The 16,843-nt window shown below is 32.5% G+C and carries 15 protein-coding genes; 5 read left to right on the forward strand and 10 right to left on the reverse strand.

Going from position 1 to position 16,843, the window contains the following annotated elements; translation table 11 throughout:
• Positions 1 to 189: 189 nt before the first annotated feature.
• From DG508_RS00675 to DG508_RS00695, 5 genes are all read left to right on the forward strand, one after another.
• Positions 190 to 1,407 (forward strand): SMI1/KNR4 family protein, encoded by a 1,218-nt coding sequence (locus tag DG508_RS00675; protein WP_108866300.1) that lies wholly within the window; start codon positions 190 to 192, stop codon positions 1,405 to 1,407.
• A gap of 12 nt (positions 1,408 to 1,419) precedes the next feature.
• Positions 1,420 to 2,025 carry a Crp/Fnr family transcriptional regulator gene (locus DG508_RS00680; protein ID WP_108866301.1) on the forward strand — a complete coding sequence of 202 codons (606 nt, stop codon included), beginning with the start codon at positions 1,420 to 1,422 and terminating at the stop codon, positions 2,023 to 2,025.
• A gap of 63 nt (positions 2,026 to 2,088) precedes the next feature.
• Entirely contained in the window at positions 2,089 to 2,718 is a 630-nt protein-coding gene (locus DG508_RS00685; protein WP_108866302.1) for an NAD(P)H-dependent oxidoreductase, read from the forward strand.
• Positions 2,715 to 3,164: a DMT family transporter gene (locus DG508_RS00690; protein ID WP_108866303.1), complete on the forward strand. Its 450-nt coding sequence runs from the start codon at positions 2,715 to 2,717 to the stop codon at positions 3,162 to 3,164. Before DG508_RS00685 ends, DG508_RS00690 begins: the two co-directional genes overlap by 4 nt.
• A gap of 54 nt (positions 3,165 to 3,218) precedes the next feature.
• The gene (locus DG508_RS00695) at positions 3,219 to 3,941 is read left to right on the forward strand and encodes a GNAT family N-acetyltransferase (RefSeq protein WP_159090570.1); all 723 of its coding nucleotides are present in this window, start codon (positions 3,219 to 3,221) and stop codon (positions 3,939 to 3,941) included.
• A gap of 48 nt (positions 3,942 to 3,989) precedes the next feature.
• On the opposite strand, the gene DG508_RS00700 is transcribed toward DG508_RS00695, so the two are convergent.
• The 10 genes from DG508_RS00700 to DG508_RS00745 form a co-directional block, all read right to left on the reverse strand.
• Positions 3,990 to 6,074 (reverse strand): PepSY-associated TM helix domain-containing protein, encoded by a 2,085-nt coding sequence (locus DG508_RS00700; protein ID WP_108866305.1) that lies wholly within the window; start codon positions 6,072 to 6,074, stop codon positions 3,990 to 3,992.
• Positions 6,074 to 6,376 carry a hypothetical protein gene (locus tag DG508_RS00705; RefSeq protein WP_108866306.1) on the reverse strand — a complete coding sequence of 101 codons (303 nt, stop codon included), beginning with the start codon at positions 6,374 to 6,376 and terminating at the stop codon, positions 6,074 to 6,076. Before DG508_RS00705 ends, DG508_RS00700 begins: the two co-directional genes overlap by 1 nt.
• 189 nt (positions 6,377 to 6,565) lie before the next feature.
• On the reverse strand, positions 6,566 to 9,049 hold the full coding sequence (locus tag DG508_RS00710; protein ID WP_108866307.1) for a TonB-dependent receptor: 2,484 nt from the start codon (positions 9,047 to 9,049) through the stop codon (positions 6,566 to 6,568).
• Positions 9,050 to 9,428: 379 nt separating this feature from the next.
• Entirely contained in the window at positions 9,429 to 9,794 is a 366-nt protein-coding gene (locus DG508_RS00715; protein WP_108866308.1) for a hypothetical protein, read from the reverse strand.
• Between the two features lie 33 nt (positions 9,795 to 9,827).
• Positions 9,828 to 10,988: a metal ABC transporter permease gene (locus DG508_RS00720; RefSeq protein ID WP_108866309.1), complete on the reverse strand. Its 1,161-nt coding sequence runs from the start codon at positions 10,986 to 10,988 to the stop codon at positions 9,828 to 9,830.
• Positions 10,981 to 12,111 carry a metal ABC transporter permease gene (locus DG508_RS00725; protein WP_108866310.1) on the reverse strand — a complete coding sequence of 377 codons (1,131 nt, stop codon included), beginning with the start codon at positions 12,109 to 12,111 and terminating at the stop codon, positions 10,981 to 10,983. Before DG508_RS00725 ends, DG508_RS00720 begins: the two co-directional genes overlap by 8 nt.
• A gap of 149 nt (positions 12,112 to 12,260) precedes the next feature.
• Positions 12,261 to 12,998: a metal ABC transporter ATP-binding protein gene (locus DG508_RS00730; protein ID WP_108866311.1), complete on the reverse strand. Its 738-nt coding sequence runs from the start codon at positions 12,996 to 12,998 to the stop codon at positions 12,261 to 12,263.
• Positions 12,999 to 13,159: 161 nt separating this feature from the next.
• Positions 13,160 to 14,077 carry a metal ABC transporter solute-binding protein, Zn/Mn family gene (locus DG508_RS00735; RefSeq protein WP_108866312.1) on the reverse strand — a complete coding sequence of 306 codons (918 nt, stop codon included), beginning with the start codon at positions 14,075 to 14,077 and terminating at the stop codon, positions 13,160 to 13,162.
• A gap of 1 nt (position 14,078) precedes the next feature.
• Positions 14,079 to 14,546, reverse strand: coding sequence for a thioredoxin family protein (locus DG508_RS00740; RefSeq protein WP_108866313.1), 468 nt, complete (start codon positions 14,544 to 14,546; stop codon positions 14,079 to 14,081).
• Between the two features lies 1 nt (position 14,547).
• Positions 14,548 to 16,815: a TonB-dependent receptor gene (locus DG508_RS00745; RefSeq protein WP_108866329.1), complete on the reverse strand. Its 2,268-nt coding sequence runs from the start codon at positions 16,813 to 16,815 to the stop codon at positions 14,548 to 14,550.
• Positions 16,816 to 16,843 lie beyond the last annotated feature (28 nt).

Raw genomic sequence — 16,843 nt, forward strand, 5'->3', positions numbered from 1 at the left:
CATTTTGATTTTTTTTTGATTGAAAATGGGATGTGAATACAGTGTTTTTTCACCGAAAAAGAGGGGGGTAAGTAGTAGTAACTATTTATATTTTGTAATATCAATATTATAGACAGATAACTTATATTTATACTGTGAGAACCTATAAGATAGAGTAAGAAACTCTTAAATAGTATAACAAAAATAGTAATGAAGGCAGATAAAAGACCAGAAACCGTTCCTTCAGAAGCAATATGGGATGAATCGGATCAGGATTGGGGAGTAGGAAAAGAAAATAAAGAAGGAGTGAAAATTGGGGAGTGGAATTATTGGTTGCCAGATGGGCGTTTGTATTTAAGAATTGTTTTTGATGAATATGGAGAAGAAATATCTGAAACTTATTTTCCTCCAGCTCATGTGCCAAAAGATGCTGTTTGGGATGAAGATGATATGGAGTGGGGACAAGGAGAAAGAAATGAAGAAGGAGATGAAATAGGTGAGTGGAAATGGTGGTTGGCTCCAACGGGTCATTTATGTTGTCATACCTTTTTTGATAATGAAGGGAATATGGAGTCGGCAAAGAGATATCATCCTAATGGAGAAATAGCAATGGAGATGTCATATAATAGTGATGGATATGAGATAAGAAACTATTATCGATGTACTCAAGAAACAGAAGAGTATTTTCCTGATGAAGAATGTAAATTAAAAGGTGTCTGGAAAGCTTCTAGAAAAGTAGGAGTCTCTCCTTTGAATTATAATTTCTACAATAAATCAGGAGAGTTGTTAGATCGACAAGATGTCGATTTTACCAGATATGTAAAAGGGCCTGATAGCGAAACAGCAATTCAAGCTATAAGGCGTTATGAAAAAGTAATTAAAACTATCCAGAAAGAGGTGGATATTACAGAAGATTTTGAAGAAGATCTCGAATTGTACTGGAAGCCTTATTTTTATAAGCAAATATCAGAAGATGAGCTACAAAAGCATGAAATATCTCTAGGGATTGTATTTCCTCCTAGTTATAAAGAATTTGTGGTAAAATATGGTTTATTGATATTTGGAAAAGAAAGTCAATGTAATAGAAAGATGTTTCTTGATTATGAAACTATGACAGATGCACTAAAAGATTATTGGAATATTGATGTAGAAAAAGAAGATTCAATAGAAGCAAAAGAAAGGTTGAATAAGGTATTTATATTCTCTACGGGCGATGAATCATTGCAAAGCGTGTATTATCATTGTTTAGATTTTAATACTCTTAATAAAGAAACAGGAGAAGTAAGCATTGTAAACTTCAATCAAGATGAATGGGGGTATTTTATAGAAGACGAAAGAAAAGAAATGTGTAATACCAGAGGCTTTGACAAACATATAAGAATTTTGGTAGATGAGGCTATAGATGATTTATTATCTGAAATAGAATAAATAGTATTAAAAATGATAACTGATAAAGAGGCATGTATTGTAGAACTCAAATCAAAATTCGAAAGTTATGCTTCTATAGAGCAAGAATCCTGGTTGTTGATGCGATCCATCATTAGTTTTCAAACATTGAAAAGAGAAGAAGTTTTGCTTAGGCATGGAGAGGTCGCAAAGAACTTTTATTACGTGTGTAGGGGAGCATTAAGAGCATATTTTACTAATAGTGATGGGGATACGTATAATAAAAATATTTTTCTTGAAAATGATTTTGCAGGATCAACAGTATCCTATTTACAAAAGACACCTTCAGCTTTTACATTAGAAGCCTTAGAAGATTCTGTATTAATAGCTATTAATTATAAGAAATATAGAGATCTCATTACAAAAAAAGAAGATCTCAAAAATTTCTATATCGCTTATCTCGAAAAAAACTGGGTAATAGAAAAAGAGCAAAGAGAAATCTCTTTGGTTATGGAGAATGCAACACAAAGATATCTTCAACTTTTACAAGAATATCCAAATATAGATCAAAGAATACCACAATTACATATAGCATCACATATTGGAGTAACGCCTACTCAGCTTAGTAGAATAAGAAAAGAGATAAAGAAAAATTCTTGAATCAACATATGTAAATGCATAGCTGAGTACTCTATTTTATTTTTGTGCTAAATTAAGATAGATATGACAGTATTACAGAACCAAGAATGGCGTTATGCCACAAAACTTTTTGATCCTTCAAAAAAAATATCTGATATAGATTTAGCTACAATAAAAGAAGTACTTCGGTTATCAGCATCTTCGTATGGTCTTCAGTTGTATAAGATATTAATCATACAAAATCAAGAATTGAGAGAGGAGTTAAAGAAATTTTCATGGAACCAAAACCAGATAACAGATGCATCTCATCTCATTGTATTTTGTAACTATACTACGGTAACAGATCAAGATATAGATCAATATATAGGACTCAAAGAGGTAATGACACAAGCAAGTAAGAATGATTTGGTACAGTATGGCGATTTTATAAAAAGTAAAATTAAAGAAAAGTCAAAATCAGAAATTGCTCATTGGACTGCTTTACAAACTTATATTGTTCTTAGTAATTTATTGAATGTTTGCGCTGATCTTAAAATTGATGCTTGCCCAATAGAAGGGTTTGTTTCTGAGAAATATAATGAAATATTAAAGCTTACAGAAAAAGGGTTAAGTACAGCGGTTATTGCGACAATAGGGTATCGATCAGATCAGGATCAAACACAATTTACACCAAAAACGAGAAAACCTGCTGATAAATTATTTGAAACTCTATGAATCAGTATGTCTTGGTAGTTTTAGCTTTTGTAGGAGGTGTATTTCTGGCAATGCAAGGGGGATTGAATGCGCATCTTGGAGTGATTTTAAAAAACCCATTAATGGCATCTGCTGTAGCTTTTTTTAGCAGTCTAGTTTTTGCATTTATATGTATAGTTGTAAGTGTAAGAGATGTGCCAAATTTGAGTGAATTAAAGGAAGTGCCTGTTTATTTATGGTTTACAGGTGGATTATGTAGTGTTATTGGAGTTAGCATATATTATTATACAATTCCAAAATTAGGTATTGCAACAATGATCTCACTTGGACTATGTGGACAGCTAGTTTTTTCATTATTCGCGGGTCAGTTTGGGTGGTTGAACTTGCCTATAGAACCTATGACACTCAAAAGAATAATAGGAGTAGTCTCGATGAGTATAGGGATTATACTTATTACCATAAAGTAAAATCATCGCAAATTTTCATATTAAAATAATAATATAATTAAATACATGAAAGAAATGTCAAAAATGATAGTGTCTAATATCAATAACCTTACCTCTTTATGGAAAACAGCAGGTGTTCCTTTTGATACTTATACAACAACGCCAGAATTTGACTATTGTTTAGCAATAAAAAAAGGAGATTGGCCTAATAGATTGTGGTTTCATAAGAAAGTAGAGCAAAAAAATATTGACTTGACTAAAGAAAAAATAAGAACCTCAGGTTTGGTTGTTCCTCATTGGGATATAAAAGGAGGTGATTCATATCAACTTTTTGAAAAAAATGGATTCAAGCTAAAATTTGAACAAGTAGGAATGCATTTAAGATTACATGATTTTTTTGAGATAGAAAAAACAGTTACCATAAAACCAGTTACAAAAGAGGAAGAAGCAAGCATATGGGCAGAATTATATCCTATGGCATTTGGATATAGGATATCTTCTGAAATATTGATGAGAACTCAAAAAGATATTCAATATCATTTAGCATATTACCAAAATCAACCTATTGCAACAATAATAGTACATCAAACTGGCAAAATCACAGGAGTGCATGGTATTGGTGTTATCCCAACAATGAGAAAAAGAGGGTTTGCTGGGCAAATCATGAAATTATTAATAAACGATGCTATTACTAGAGGAAGTGAGTATATGACATTACAAGCCTCTGCGATGGGAAAAAATATATATCTCGGTTTAGGGTTTGAAGAACAATTTATAATAAAGAACTATATAATATGATAAAAGCTCAGGTCTGATAAGGACCTGAGCTTGTTAGATACATATGGTTTAGTTATTTTCTTTTTTCCATTTATGTAAATTGATAACGAGTAGGATACTAGCTACTGCCATCAATAAAAGAATCCATATTTCTGAGTAATTGGAGGCTTCATGCATAATTGCTTCTGCCACATGGTATACATTAAAAAGCGCAACGATGATTGCCCATATAAATGAGGTCCATCGAAACCATTTTTGAGATAGTTGCACTGTGAGCACAGCAAACAAAAAGGCAAGACCTTCCATCAAGATACGCCATTGATGTGCCCAAAAAGGAGTTTCTCCTGTAGAGCCTTCAATAAATACAGATTCATTAAAGAATACAGTCGCTAGTCCATAAATATGGTGAAATATAAATCCTAGGATGATAAGCATCCATAATACAATAATTTTTGTTTTCATAGGGAGATAGTTTGAATTGTTTTGTTCTACTTCTGATGATTCACTTACTAGAGAGGTATCTATACTTTGCCTAGTAAGTTGTCTTTCTTCTTCTTTTAAAGAAGCAATGTTTTTATAGTCTATAGGGTTTTTGTTGTATGCGCTTTGCTCTTTTACCTGAGGTTGTATTTTAAAATAAAAGATCAAAGAAAATACTGCTATGATAATCCATAGAAGGTCAATAAATAAGATATCAAATTGATGATTGGTATAGGTATCCCATATCCAATTCCCTGATACAAACCCATTAATAATTGGAATTAAAAAACCAAATATTGCACCAAGTAATAGGCTGCATTTGTTTGTGAAATAATTATCTCTTTTGAACCTAAAAAATAGAATTGTGATTAACCATGTAATGAAATAGAAGTAGTAAATAGCAGTTAACTTATCTTCAAAATGTCCATTTGATATTTTGACAAATATAAATGCCAGTGCAGTAACAGGAAGCATTGATAAGCAGATTGCCATATAGATATGTCCTACTTTGGCAGTGTATAATCGTTGACTAATCGTCATATTCTTTTTATTACGCGCTTCGATCCAAATTAAAACACCTGTAATAATGACGAAGCAAGTAATCAATGCTAGAATAAAATACGCGATTCTTACAGCAATATTTCCATAATCAGCAAAATGAAGACGTCCTAGTACTCGTTGAACATCTTCTTTGTAAACCGTTTCATAGGGGTCTTTTTCTACTTCAATTTTCCCTTTTGTAATCGTATAAGAAAGACGTCCTTTACCAATAAAACGTTGATCACTTTCCAATTCTCCATTCAAAATATATTTCATATTGGTTCCTCCGTAATTACGAATAAACCCTTTTTTTAGATGAAAGTTATCCCAACGATTCGATGCTTGCTGAGCAAATTTATTGAATTCAGGAATATTTTGATCCGTCTTTTTAATCCACTCAAAAACTTCACTTTCTGGACGTAAATCTTTTATAAGTTTATCTTGATCGCCATTGTATAGAAAATTTGCGGGAATAAGTACCAATAGACTTAAACAGAAATATACACCTGTTACGGCAAAGATAAATTGAAAAGGTAGTCCTATTATTCCTAAAGCCGTATGTGCATCTGTCCAAAGGCGTTTTAGCGTGGCTCTGGGATTGAAAGCATAAAAATTAGGGATAATTTTTTTCCAGTGAACAATAACACCTGTGACAATAGCGAATAAGAAAAATAAGGATACAAAACCAGCAAGATATATACCTATATAAGAGAACTGATCAAAGAAGTGTAATCGATATAAGAATTCACCTAGACTATAATACTCGGTATATGATTGTGTTTCTAATGAATTAATGTCTAAATATAAATAATGATACTCTTTTCCTTTTTCGGATGCCAAGGAATCTTTGCTAACATCCATAGATACATAAAGTTTATTAGCTTGAGTCTCTATGTTAAACTGAATATCCCTACCAGTTAATTCATATTCGGTATCTAATTTTTTTAGTATATGATCATAATCAATGTCTTTTCCTTCAATATGTGTTTTTGTTTTTCCCTCTTCCCATATTGTGATTTCTTCCCTAAACAATGCAAATGCACCTGCAAAGAAAATTACGTATAATGCAAAACTTATAACAATGCCACTTACAGTATGTGTGTTGAATAATACGTTGTGATTTCTTTTATTCATTAGATAAATGGATTATTTTGATTTCCTAAATAATATATTCCAAAGAGTACTCCTGTGATAGTAAGGTATAATAGCCAAGCTTTCCATCCATTTTTGAATAAGAAAGGGATAATCAAAAACGTACACCAGATAATAAATGAAGTGAATATTGATGAAATTAAAATTTCTTTAGGATTAGGTAAAAATAGTGGTAAGCACATATGCAATAAAGCACTGATAATATAACCACCTACTATTCCTGCCGAAATTTTGGCAAATTGCTGCCAAGGTGATTTATTTAAATATTTAGGGTTTGCTGGCATAGTTTAGAATATAAATTAGAAGATTAAAAATGTGTAAAATAGAATTCGAAATAAACCTGTATAGTAATTTTTATAATGAAATATTAGTACTAATAACTATCTGTTTGTTATAACCCAAATAACTCTAAGCTGTTTTACTTAGAGTTATTTGGGGTTTCAAATATGAATTAATATCAACTATAAGAGGTGTTAAAACTTATATGATATAGTACCCAAAAATGCACGTGGCGCTTGTGGGTTTATTGTGCTCCAACCTTTATAGTACTCTTCGTCTGTAAGATTATTAGCTTTTATACCTATTCTGAATTTTTTAGCATCATAATATAATGAAGCATTTACTATAGTGTATTCAGGAAGTGTAAATTGACCAGAGGTATTATTGTTTAGTGTGAAGTATTCAGAAGCTCCATTAAAACCAGCTCCGATACCAAAGTTTTCTAAAAATGTTCCTTTTTGGAATTTATAATCTGCCCAAAAATTATAAAGAGTTTCTGGTCCAGCTTCTTCTGGTCTAGTATCTTTTAAAACATCAAAATCAGTACTAGAAATCTCACTTTCATTATAAGAATAAGAGGCTCTTATATTTAATCCATTAATAGGAGTTGCATTAATTTCAATTTCAACTCCTTGGCTTATTGTTTCATCAATAGAAATTCTTCGTACTAATAATGGGTCGGTAGGATCGGGAGCATCTTTATCATTCACTATGATATGATAATAACTAATTCCTGCATTAAGTTTACCGTTGAACAAATTGGTTTTAACCCCAGCTTCAAATTGCTCTGATTTTAAAGGATCAAAAGTCGTTACAGTACCATCAGTACCAACATTAGGATCAACATTGATAAAACCAGTCTGGTAATTAGCAAATAAAGATAGTTTGTTTAATATAGGTTGATATACAATTCCTGCAGTTGGAGAAAATGTTGTTTTAGTATAGTCATCCAAAGGTTCGTTCTCGTCACCATCCTGATCAAAATAGTTTAAACGTAATCCAATCATTGCAGATAAGTTGGGAGAAAAATTGATTACATCAGATGCGTATGCAGCAAAAGTTTGAGATTTAGTATCGATAATAGTAGCAGGCATCAAATCAAAAATAGGATCAAGTTCTGCTCTGGTAATTCTATAATTACTGTTTGGTGTAAAAGGGGTTGGTAACACCTCTCCATTTGGTAAAAAGAAAGCATCAAAAAATGGAAACCCTGGAAGATTAGGATTGCTAAATTTGTTGCGAAACCCACTGGATTTTGTGAAATAATCCAAACCGAGTACCATTCTGTTACGTATTTTACCGATTTTAAAATCTCCTATGAAATTCTGTTGAACGTTTATAGTAGAGGCATATTCATCTCTTTTGTCTATTACTCTGGTAAGTACATCTTGTTGTAAAAGTTGATTGGCAAAAGCTTGAGTATTAGGGTCAGGAGAAGCTAATAATGGTACTGCCGCCCCTTCTACTATATATTGGTAATATCCATCACTATCTGTATTACTAGTGGCTACTATAGTTTGAGAAGTCCATTGGTCAGAAATTTTGTAATCTCCTACTGCTCGTGTAGTCAAGGTAGGTACTGTCAAGAAGATATCATCATTGGTAAATGATTTATCATTATCGAGTCCAAATTCTTCAATAGTATTAGAAACCAATGGATACCCTCTACGTAAGAAAATCATTAAAGGATTGGTTTGTTTAGTACGTGAATATTCAATACCAAAAGAAAGATTAAGTCGATTATTTACTCTATATGAAAGAGAAGGTGCAATAAAGAATGTTTTTTTGAACCCTGCATCCTGAAAACTATCTTGTGTAAGATAAGAAGTGTTTAATCTAAAATAAAGATTTTCTGAATTTCCTAGAGGAGTATTGATATCTACAGATACTCGATGTGTATTAAAAGAACCTCCAGTGTAAGTAACACTTCCTCCAAAGCCTTGATATGGTTTTTTGGTAACTACGTTAATTAGCCCTCCTAATGATGGCACAGTACTACCAAAAAGGGTAGCGGTAGGGCCTTTTAATACTTCTATACGTTCTATATAAGAAGGATCAACAGCACTAAATGTAAACCCAGGAAGACCATCAATAAATGAAGATTGGCCAGAAAAACCTCTCATACTGTAATAACTGGTCCCTTGACCAGAACGTCCTGTAGCTTCCCAAAGTTTATTGACTCCAGCAGCATTGATTAAAGCATCGTCAAAACTAGTTACTAGTTGAGATTCTAATAACTCAGAAGTAACTGTACTGTATACTTGAGGGTTTTCTAAATCTTTTAATGGTAATTTAGCTACATATGCTGTCTTTTTTCTAGAAAATTTATTCGCTTGTTCTCCTACCAGAAAGACTTCTGATAGTATTTCATTTCCTTCATATAAAATGATAGCCCCCAGTTCTTTTGTTTCGTTATTAGCTATTGTAAGAGAGAACTCTCTGGTTTTAAATCCTAAATAAGACACTACTAGTGTATGGTCCCCATTAGGTATGTTTGCTATTTCAAAAATTCCATTTTCATTGGTTTGTACTCCTCGAGTTGAGTTTTTTATTAATACGTTAACTCCAGATAATACAGCTTGAGTATTATCGGATATTGTTCCTTTGACTGTCCCATTTTGGGAAAACCCAAAGACGCCTAGGGTTAAAAAGAATAAGATTGATAATTGATTTTTCATTACTTTTATTTGTTATTTTAAGTAGTCCATTTCGCGCAAATGTAGTGGGGTGATGATAATTATCCAAGATTATTTGTAATAAATCTAAATAAAAATAGAATTCATTAAGAGATTGTTAGGTAAATAAGAAGATTACTATGATTTTTTATATGATTATTAATTTTTACTTAATAATTTAAAGTAACAGAAAGGCTTTTTATACCAGTTTTTATTTGAATTTGGTTAAATGGGAGGGGGAGGTTTTTAATTTAGTTAAAAAGAAAAATTGAATAGAGTTATTTCAAAGTTAGAATACTATGTAACTGTGTAGAAAAGTAACAGGCTACCTTCAACCTTTTTTTTGTGAAGAATTATTGGTTTAGATAAAAAGAGCTTCTTGTTACAGGCTATCTTTTTGTTTTACATTGTTTAAATCTATAGTTTCTGCTTCTTTGTTTACAATCAAATCATATGTGTAGTGAGATTCTACATTAAGTAACGGAATGAGGATACGCATCTGTATTTTGCTTTTGGCAGGGATATTTTTGATAATTGGTCGCTGTGCACTTTTTCTATATCCTACAGGGTTTATTTTTAAAAACACATTCTTTTCTTCATCGGTATCGTTTTGTACATATATGATTGTACGTTTTTTTAACTTTTTTTCTACTAAGTGTACAGTGTCTACTTGACTGTGCCCAGATATAACTGTAAAGAATAGAATTACGAATAGAAGTTGATAATACTTAGAAGATACTATAGCCATATGATATAGGTGAGTTATATGTAATTATTTTGTTTATCCCCTGAATAAGAAGAAACGATCTTTCATGGTTTCTATTTCAGAGTTTTTATTGCTTATGATATAGTCAATAGCTTTTGTGGTAAACTTTTTGCCTTTCTTTGTCAAAGAAACAATATCATTATCAATAGTAATCATATTGTTTTTAAGTGCCAGATCAAGAACAGATTTTGATTGTACTTTTTGCCAGTTAATATGCTCATTTAGATGTTTTACATGGCGTTCATCTTCTTCTTTGTGATTTCCTAGGTGCAGAAGAAAAGTAAGTAAAGAAACCTCAATGCGTTGCTGTTTTTGTCTGTATAGTACAGAGAATAGCCCTTTGTTGGGGGCAAATAAATACACAAATAAAAATATAAGCCCCAAAACAGTAGTCATTGATCCAGAAATAGAAGTGTCTAGTGTATGTGCTACCCAGTACCCTATAATGGCACTGCTCACACCAAAAAATACTGCAAGTCGAAGCATTTTTTTTAAATCATTTGTCAATAGGTAAGCTGTAGCAGCAGGAGCGATCATTAATGCAATTACCAAAATAGCACCAACAGCATCAAAGGCTCCAACTGTAGTTATCGAGGCAACGGTCATTAATCCATAATGCATTATAACTGGTGATAACCCTAGAGCGGCGGCAAGACCAGTATCAAACGTGCTAATTTTTAGTTCTTTAAAAAAAGTAAATAAAAGACCTAAAGTAATAACAACAATACAACCGATAATCCATAAGGATTTTGGCCCTACATCTGTACCTCTTATATATAAACGATCAAAAGGAGCAAAGGCTAATTCCCCTAGTAATACAGCATCAACATCTAAATGTACATCATTAGCGTTTTGAGCAATAAGTATAATACCGATACTAAATAAGGCTGGAAAAACAAGACCAATAGCTGTATCTTCTTTAACCAATCCTGTCTTTTGAATAAATTCGACTAATACTACCGTTAGAACACCACTTGCAGCAGCCAAAATAATTAATAATGGAGAGGATAAATCATGAGTAATAAAAAAACCAATAACAATTCCAGGTAGTATAGAGTGACTAATAGCATCTGTAATTAGTGCCATTTTTCGTAATACAAGAAAAGTACCAGGAATAGCACATGCTATTGCAACAAGGCTTGCAATGAGTTGTATTTCTATTTGTGCACTACTCATCTTCTTCTTTGATTAATTGGTTGTATAAATTAGAAGCAGTATGATATCCTGATTCTGTCATGTGCCACATATTACCTTGAATTTTTACATAATCCTTATCTTCTAATTTTTGAAGTGATTTTCTGGTAAACCCTTGAAAGTTATTTAAAATTTTAATTGCATGTGGATGAGAAATATCCTCATGTGTACTCGCAATGTCATACATAAAAGATAATGTTTTGTGTAATTGTAAATCGTTTCGGTTTTTTCTAAATCGGATTTCTCTAAATAATAACCCTCGGCCTGGAGAAAAAATAAAGGAAAACAATACAAAGACACCAGCTACCAATACAATCACAGGGCCAGTTGATAGATTATTATGACTGGCACTAATAGCGGTTCCTAAAACACCAGAAAATGCTCCAAATATTGCCGCGAGTGTAACCATAACTCCAAGACTATTGGTCCATTGTCTTGCAGCAGCAGCAGGGGCAAGTAGCATGGCACTCATAAGTACTACACCTACAGTTTGTAAACCTAATACAATGGCAATGACAATAAAGGTGGTGATGAGTATATCTAAAAACTGGGTATTAAAACCTAGTGTTTTGGTGTAATCAGAATCAAATAGCAATATTTTTAGTTCTTTCCAGAAAAGTAACAAAACAACCAGACTGATTGCTGTAACGATAACCATAAGCCATACATCGCTTTCTAGAAGAGTTGCTGCTTGTCCAAAAAGATAACTTTCTAATCCAGCTTGATTTGAGTTAGGCATTTTTTGAATATATGTTAATAATAACATTCCAAAGCCAAAGAAAAGAGATAATATTAATCCTAAAGCTGTGTCTGATTTAAGATGGGTTTTACTAATTATCCCTCGAATCCAGAATGTTCCTACCAACCCACTAATTAAAGCACCTAACAAAAATAGGGAACTGTTTTTGGTGCCAATAATAAGAAAAACAATTGCAATACCTGGTAATGCAGCATGAGAAATGGCATCTCCCAATAAGCTTTGCTTACGCAATACTGCAAAACTACCCAACATACCGCATATAGCTCCTAGTATAGCAGTTCCTAATGTAATGGTACGTAGCGTGTAATCGGTAAAAACAAGTTCTATGTATTCTTTTATATCCATTAATGTTTAGGTAATTTTTTTGTTTTAGGAAATTTATAACATGGGGTAGCTATTAAATCTTCAAAGTTAAATTTCATTTCTGACATAAATTATTTTATAACTCGTTTCTATCTTTTAATTACGAGTCCTTTTTTTCTAAAAACTAATTTTTATTGTTGTACACTAACCTTGTAATTAATACCATATGTTTTTGTCAAATTATCATCATTAAAGATATCTTTTACAGGACCAGTAGCGATCTTTTTTACATTTAAAAATGTTACCCAATCAAAATATTCAGGAACGGTTTGTAAATCATGATGTACTACGATAACTGTTTTTCCTGATTTTCTCAGCTCTTTTAGTATATTGATAATTGCTTTTTCTGTCGTTGCATCAACTCCCTGAAAAGGTTCATCCATAAAATAAATAGCGGCATTTTGTACTAAGGCTCTTGCTAGAAAGATACGTTGTTGTTGTCCTCCTGATAGTTGACTGATTTGTCTGTTTTTGAAAGCGAGCATTCCTACTTTTTCCAAAGCTTCGAGAGAGGCTTTTTTTTCTTTCTGACCAGGTCTTTTGATCCATCCAAGACTACCGTAAGTACCCATCGTTACAACATCTAATGCTGTTGTAGGGAAATCCCAGTCTACACTTCCTTTTTGAGGAACATAAGCAACTAGTGAGCGTTGTTTGTGATATGGCTTTCCGTAGATTTGAATACTTCCCGCAATAGGCTTTATGATATTTAAAATAGACTTAATCAAAGTAGATTTTCCAGCTCCGTTGGGGCCTACAATTGCCATAAGTACACCCTCGGGGATTGTTAGGTCAATATCCCATAATACAGGTTTGTAGTTGTAAGCTACAGTAAGGTCATCTATTTGAACTGCAATTTTGTTACTCATATATCATTTTGTTAAAGAGACAATAGTAAGCATATTGCCACATCAGAGAAATATTGATAAATATAGCAGAATAGATCAATAAAAATAAATGTTTTTCGATGTAATTTTGATATGACATATCATATTAAAATAGTAATAAATAACCCTTTTTTATATGATAGTTATTTAAGCGCATTTATAATTGTAGTTACATTGTATTCAAACATACCGATATACGTTCCTTCTTTGGTGTTTGGGTTGCCAAGAGCATCAGAGAATAATGTGCCTCCGATAGTGACTTGATGATTTTTTGATGTTACTGCGGCTTGTAGTGCTTCTATAGTTCGTTTAGGTACAGAGCTTTCTACAAAAATAGCTTTCACCTTGTTATCAATGATAAAATTAGCCAATTTTTGTACATCTTGTACTCCAGCTTCTGTAGCTGTTGATAATCCTTGTAATCCAACTACTTCAAAATCATAAGCTTTACCAAAATAACTAAAAGCATCATGAGCAGTAACCAAAATTCGTTTTTCTATGGGTAGTGTATTGATCGTGTTTTTTAAAGTAGTTTCTAGCTTATCAAGTTGATCTAGGTATATTTTTCCGTTACTAGCAAAAGCTTCTGCATTTTTTGGATCAATAGTTTTGAGTTGATCAATAACGAATGTGGTGATAATTTTCCAATTTGCCACATCAAACCATATGTGTGGATCGTAGTTTGAAGCAAAATAGTCTGAACCGATCAATGTGTTTTTGTCGATACTTTCTCCAATAGCAATAGTTTTGGTGTCTTGATGTGCCATTTTTTTAAATACCTCTACAAGTTTTCCTTCTAGGTGGAGGCCATTGTAGAATACCACATCAGCATTTATTAGCTTAGAGACATCACCCTCACTGGCTTTATATAAATGTGGATCTACACCACTACCCATTAATCCATTGACTTCAATTAGATCACCACCAATGTTTTTTACTAAATCAGTAATCATAGAAGTTGTAGTCACTACATTGAGTTTTTCGTTTTTATCTTTAACCTCTTTTTTACAAGAAAATAGAGTTGCAATACATGCGCATATAAGTAGTATGTGTTTGATCATTTTAAGATATTTTTTCTAAAATTTTAAGAAGTTGATTTGCACTTAAAAAAGATTGTTTCTGAAATATAATTTCATATTCTTTGTTAAGTATTGTTAATGTAGGATACGCAACTTTATTGTTTACAACGGCAAGCTCTTTTGCTAGTTGATGTATTCCTGTTTTATGTCCATTTGAGTTAAAACGAAAGTCATTATTAAGAAAGTTAATCGTTTCACGACTTTCTGCATTTAAGGATATAAAATAAAAATTGGTATTCAGTTTTTGAATGATCTGATTGTTTTTGAAAGTGGTACTTTCCATATTTTTACAATACATACACCAATCTGTATGAATAAAAACAACCACAGGTTTTGGGTCAATTTTCATAGCATCTTCAAGAGACTCAAAAGAATTTATCTTTATTTGTGATACTACACTTTGGCATACTATAAATAAAGCAAAGATGAGTATGTTATTTATTATTCTCATATTATAAAAGGTTGTATCTAACTCCTAGGAAAGCTCGCATTCCTTGATTTGGGCCATAAATATAAGTAGAATCAAATGTAAGTCCATATGGATTGTCTGGAGTTACCAAAACATCTCCGTTTTGATCAAATTGAACATTGTTATCAAAAGGATCTTCTGCACGTGAAATTAAAAATGGATTTCCTTTGTTAGGAGTCCAGTTTAATAAGTTTTTGATTCCTCCATAAATTTCCAAATTGTTTTTGGAAGCGTGAGTGAATTGTATATTTTGGATACTCCACCAAGGAGAGTTTTTTCTTCTAGGGTCATTAGGACCTAATGTTGGTAAGCGCATTGGGCCGTATAGATTACCAGTATAATCAATTGTAAGACGCAAGGGCTGTATTTTATAAGTTACTCCCCATGTTCCAGTAATGCTCTCTGTTAATTCCTGACGAGATCGTACACCATTTTCTGTTCTAGAAACATTTAGTGCACTTATACCTGCCATGAGTTTTAACCCATTAGAAAAATTAACATTAGAATTTAAACTTACACCTTTAGAAACCGCATACCCATCAAGATTACTATAGCGTATCTCTTGTGGGTCTGTCTCATAATCAGGTAGAATAGCATTAGAGAAATGTGTGTACCATGCAGAAGCATCTAAACCAATGAATGATCCATTATCAAGAAAAATCTTTTTAACGTAATTGATGTTGATATTATAAGATTCCTCAGGATTAAGATCCTCTTCAACAATTACATCTCTAGATCCTGTAAGTGCAGCATGATCTTCTGTAAATAAGTTAACTACTCTAAAACCTGTACCAGCATTCACTCTAACAATATTATTAGGATTGATACTCCATTTATACGCTACTCTAGGAGTAAAGATAGTTCCGTGATCATCATCATAGTCAAATCGAGTTCCTAGTAATAATTTTTGTTTTGGAGTTATTGTTATCTCATCTTGCAGAAATACTCCTGGTACATTTTTTTCTTCTGGGGCATTAGTAGTGCTAATGGCTGTTGCAGGTGTATTATCGTCATAATATTGGTAGCGATAAGCAATCCCTGCAAGTAGGTCATGTGATTTCACTCTCTTATCCCAAGTAAGCTGTGTGAAACCAATTCGTTGTTCAGCTTGGTAAGATACATCTCCGTAATAGGAATTTTGATCATGATTTGTGTAAGAAAATGACAATGCTACAGATTCTTTTATTGGTAATTCATAGTTACCTAATAGTTCATATCGATTTGTATATATGCTTTCGCCATATACTTGATCACTACCTCTATATGTTTTATCCCATTCATTTTCTCCTCCCCATCGATCTTCATAGTAGAATCTACCTGCTAGTGTAAAGTTTTTACCACTTTTTCTTTTGAAATTCCATTTGTTGAATACCGATATACGATCCTGTAAGGTTAGATCGGTAAAACCATCCTCATTATTATCAATGATTTGATCATACAGAAAATAATTAGCACCAACCAAAGCTGTTGCAGAACCTACATTTGCTTTAAAACCAAAATCTATATTGGTTTCTCCCCAGCCAGAAGCAAAAACATCGGTGCTAATTTGTGGGGCGTTATCAGGTTTTTTTGTAATAATATTAATTAATCCTCCCACAGCTTCACTACCATATAAGGAAGAGGCAGGGCCTTTTACAACTTCAATTCTCTCGATCAAAGAATTAGGAATTCCTGATAACCCATAGACGGTAGATAAACCACTAACGATTGGCATGCCATCAATCATAACCAGAGTATAAGGGCCTTCAAGACCGTTAATATGGATGTCTCCTGTATTGCAAATACTGCAATTGAGTTGAGGTCTTACTCCATTAATATTTTGTAAAGCTTCAAAAAGACTTGGTGTTGGGTTTTTCTTAAAGAAAGCTGGAGTGAATATTTCTACAGGTACGGGACTCTCTGATCTTTTTACAGGTTTAAGAGTACCAGAAACTACCACTTCATCCAAGGATGAACCCTGTGTCAAAACAAAACGAATTTGGTTATCACCTTCTTTGATGGTGAATTTTTTCTTGATAGAATTATATCCTGTAAATGAAGCTGTTATTTTGTAGGTTCCTATAGGGATATTATTAATTTCAAAAGCACCTTGCTCATTACTAGAGCTGCCTAAATTAGTGCCTTCTATAAATATATTTGCAAAAGGAAGCAAGCCGTTATCATCATATACTAAGCCTTTTAATATACCGTTTTGTGCAAGTCCAGTGTTAAAAATAAATATGATACCTATTAAGTAAATATATTTGTGCATATTACCGTTATATGTTATCGACATGTGA

This window comes from Aquimarina aquimarini (genome assembly GCF_900299535.1).
Taxonomy (GTDB): domain Bacteria; phylum Bacteroidota; class Bacteroidia; order Flavobacteriales; family Flavobacteriaceae; genus Aquimarina; species Aquimarina aquimarini.

Excerpts from the sequence above, each read along its gene's own strand:
- DG508_RS00705 (WP_108866306.1), bottom strand. The coding sequence starts at position 6,376 with ATGCCAGCAAACCCTAAATATTTAAATAAATCACCTTGGCAGCAATTT.
- DG508_RS00715 (WP_108866308.1), bottom strand. The coding sequence starts at position 9,794 with ATGGCTATAGTATCTTCTAAGTATTATCAACTTCTATTCGTAATTCTA.
- DG508_RS00730 (WP_108866311.1), bottom strand. The coding sequence starts at position 12,998 with ATGAGTAACAAAATTGCAGTTCAAATAGATGACCTTACTGTAGCTTAC.
- DG508_RS00720 (WP_108866309.1), bottom strand. The coding sequence starts at position 10,988 with ATGAGTAGTGCACAAATAGAAATACAACTCATTGCAAGCCTTGTTGCA.
- DG508_RS00735 (WP_108866312.1), bottom strand. The coding sequence starts at position 14,077 with ATGATCAAACACATACTACTTATATGCGCATGTATTGCAACTCTATTT.
- DG508_RS00680 (WP_108866301.1), top strand. The coding sequence starts at position 1,420 with ATGATAACTGATAAAGAGGCATGTATTGTAGAACTCAAATCAAAATTC.
- DG508_RS00745 (WP_108866329.1), bottom strand. The coding sequence starts at position 16,815 with ATGCACAAATATATTTACTTAATAGGTATCATATTTATTTTTAACACT.
- DG508_RS00695 (WP_159090570.1), top strand. The coding sequence starts at position 3,219 with ATGTCAAAAATGATAGTGTCTAATATCAATAACCTTACCTCTTTATGG.
- DG508_RS00710 (WP_108866307.1), bottom strand. The coding sequence starts at position 9,049 with ATGAAAAATCAATTATCAATCTTATTCTTTTTAACCCTAGGCGTCTTT.
- DG508_RS00725 (WP_108866310.1), bottom strand. The coding sequence starts at position 12,111 with ATGGATATAAAAGAATACATAGAACTTGTTTTTACCGATTACACGCTA.
- DG508_RS00690 (WP_108866303.1), top strand. The coding sequence starts at position 2,715 with ATGAATCAGTATGTCTTGGTAGTTTTAGCTTTTGTAGGAGGTGTATTT.
- DG508_RS00740 (WP_108866313.1), bottom strand. The coding sequence starts at position 14,546 with ATGAGAATAATAAATAACATACTCATCTTTGCTTTATTTATAGTATGC.
- DG508_RS00675 (WP_108866300.1), top strand. The coding sequence starts at position 190 with ATGAAGGCAGATAAAAGACCAGAAACCGTTCCTTCAGAAGCAATATGG.
- DG508_RS00685 (WP_108866302.1), top strand. The coding sequence starts at position 2,089 with ATGACAGTATTACAGAACCAAGAATGGCGTTATGCCACAAAACTTTTT.
- DG508_RS00700 (WP_108866305.1), bottom strand. The coding sequence starts at position 6,074 with ATGAATAAAAGAAATCACAACGTATTATTCAACACACATACTGTAAGT.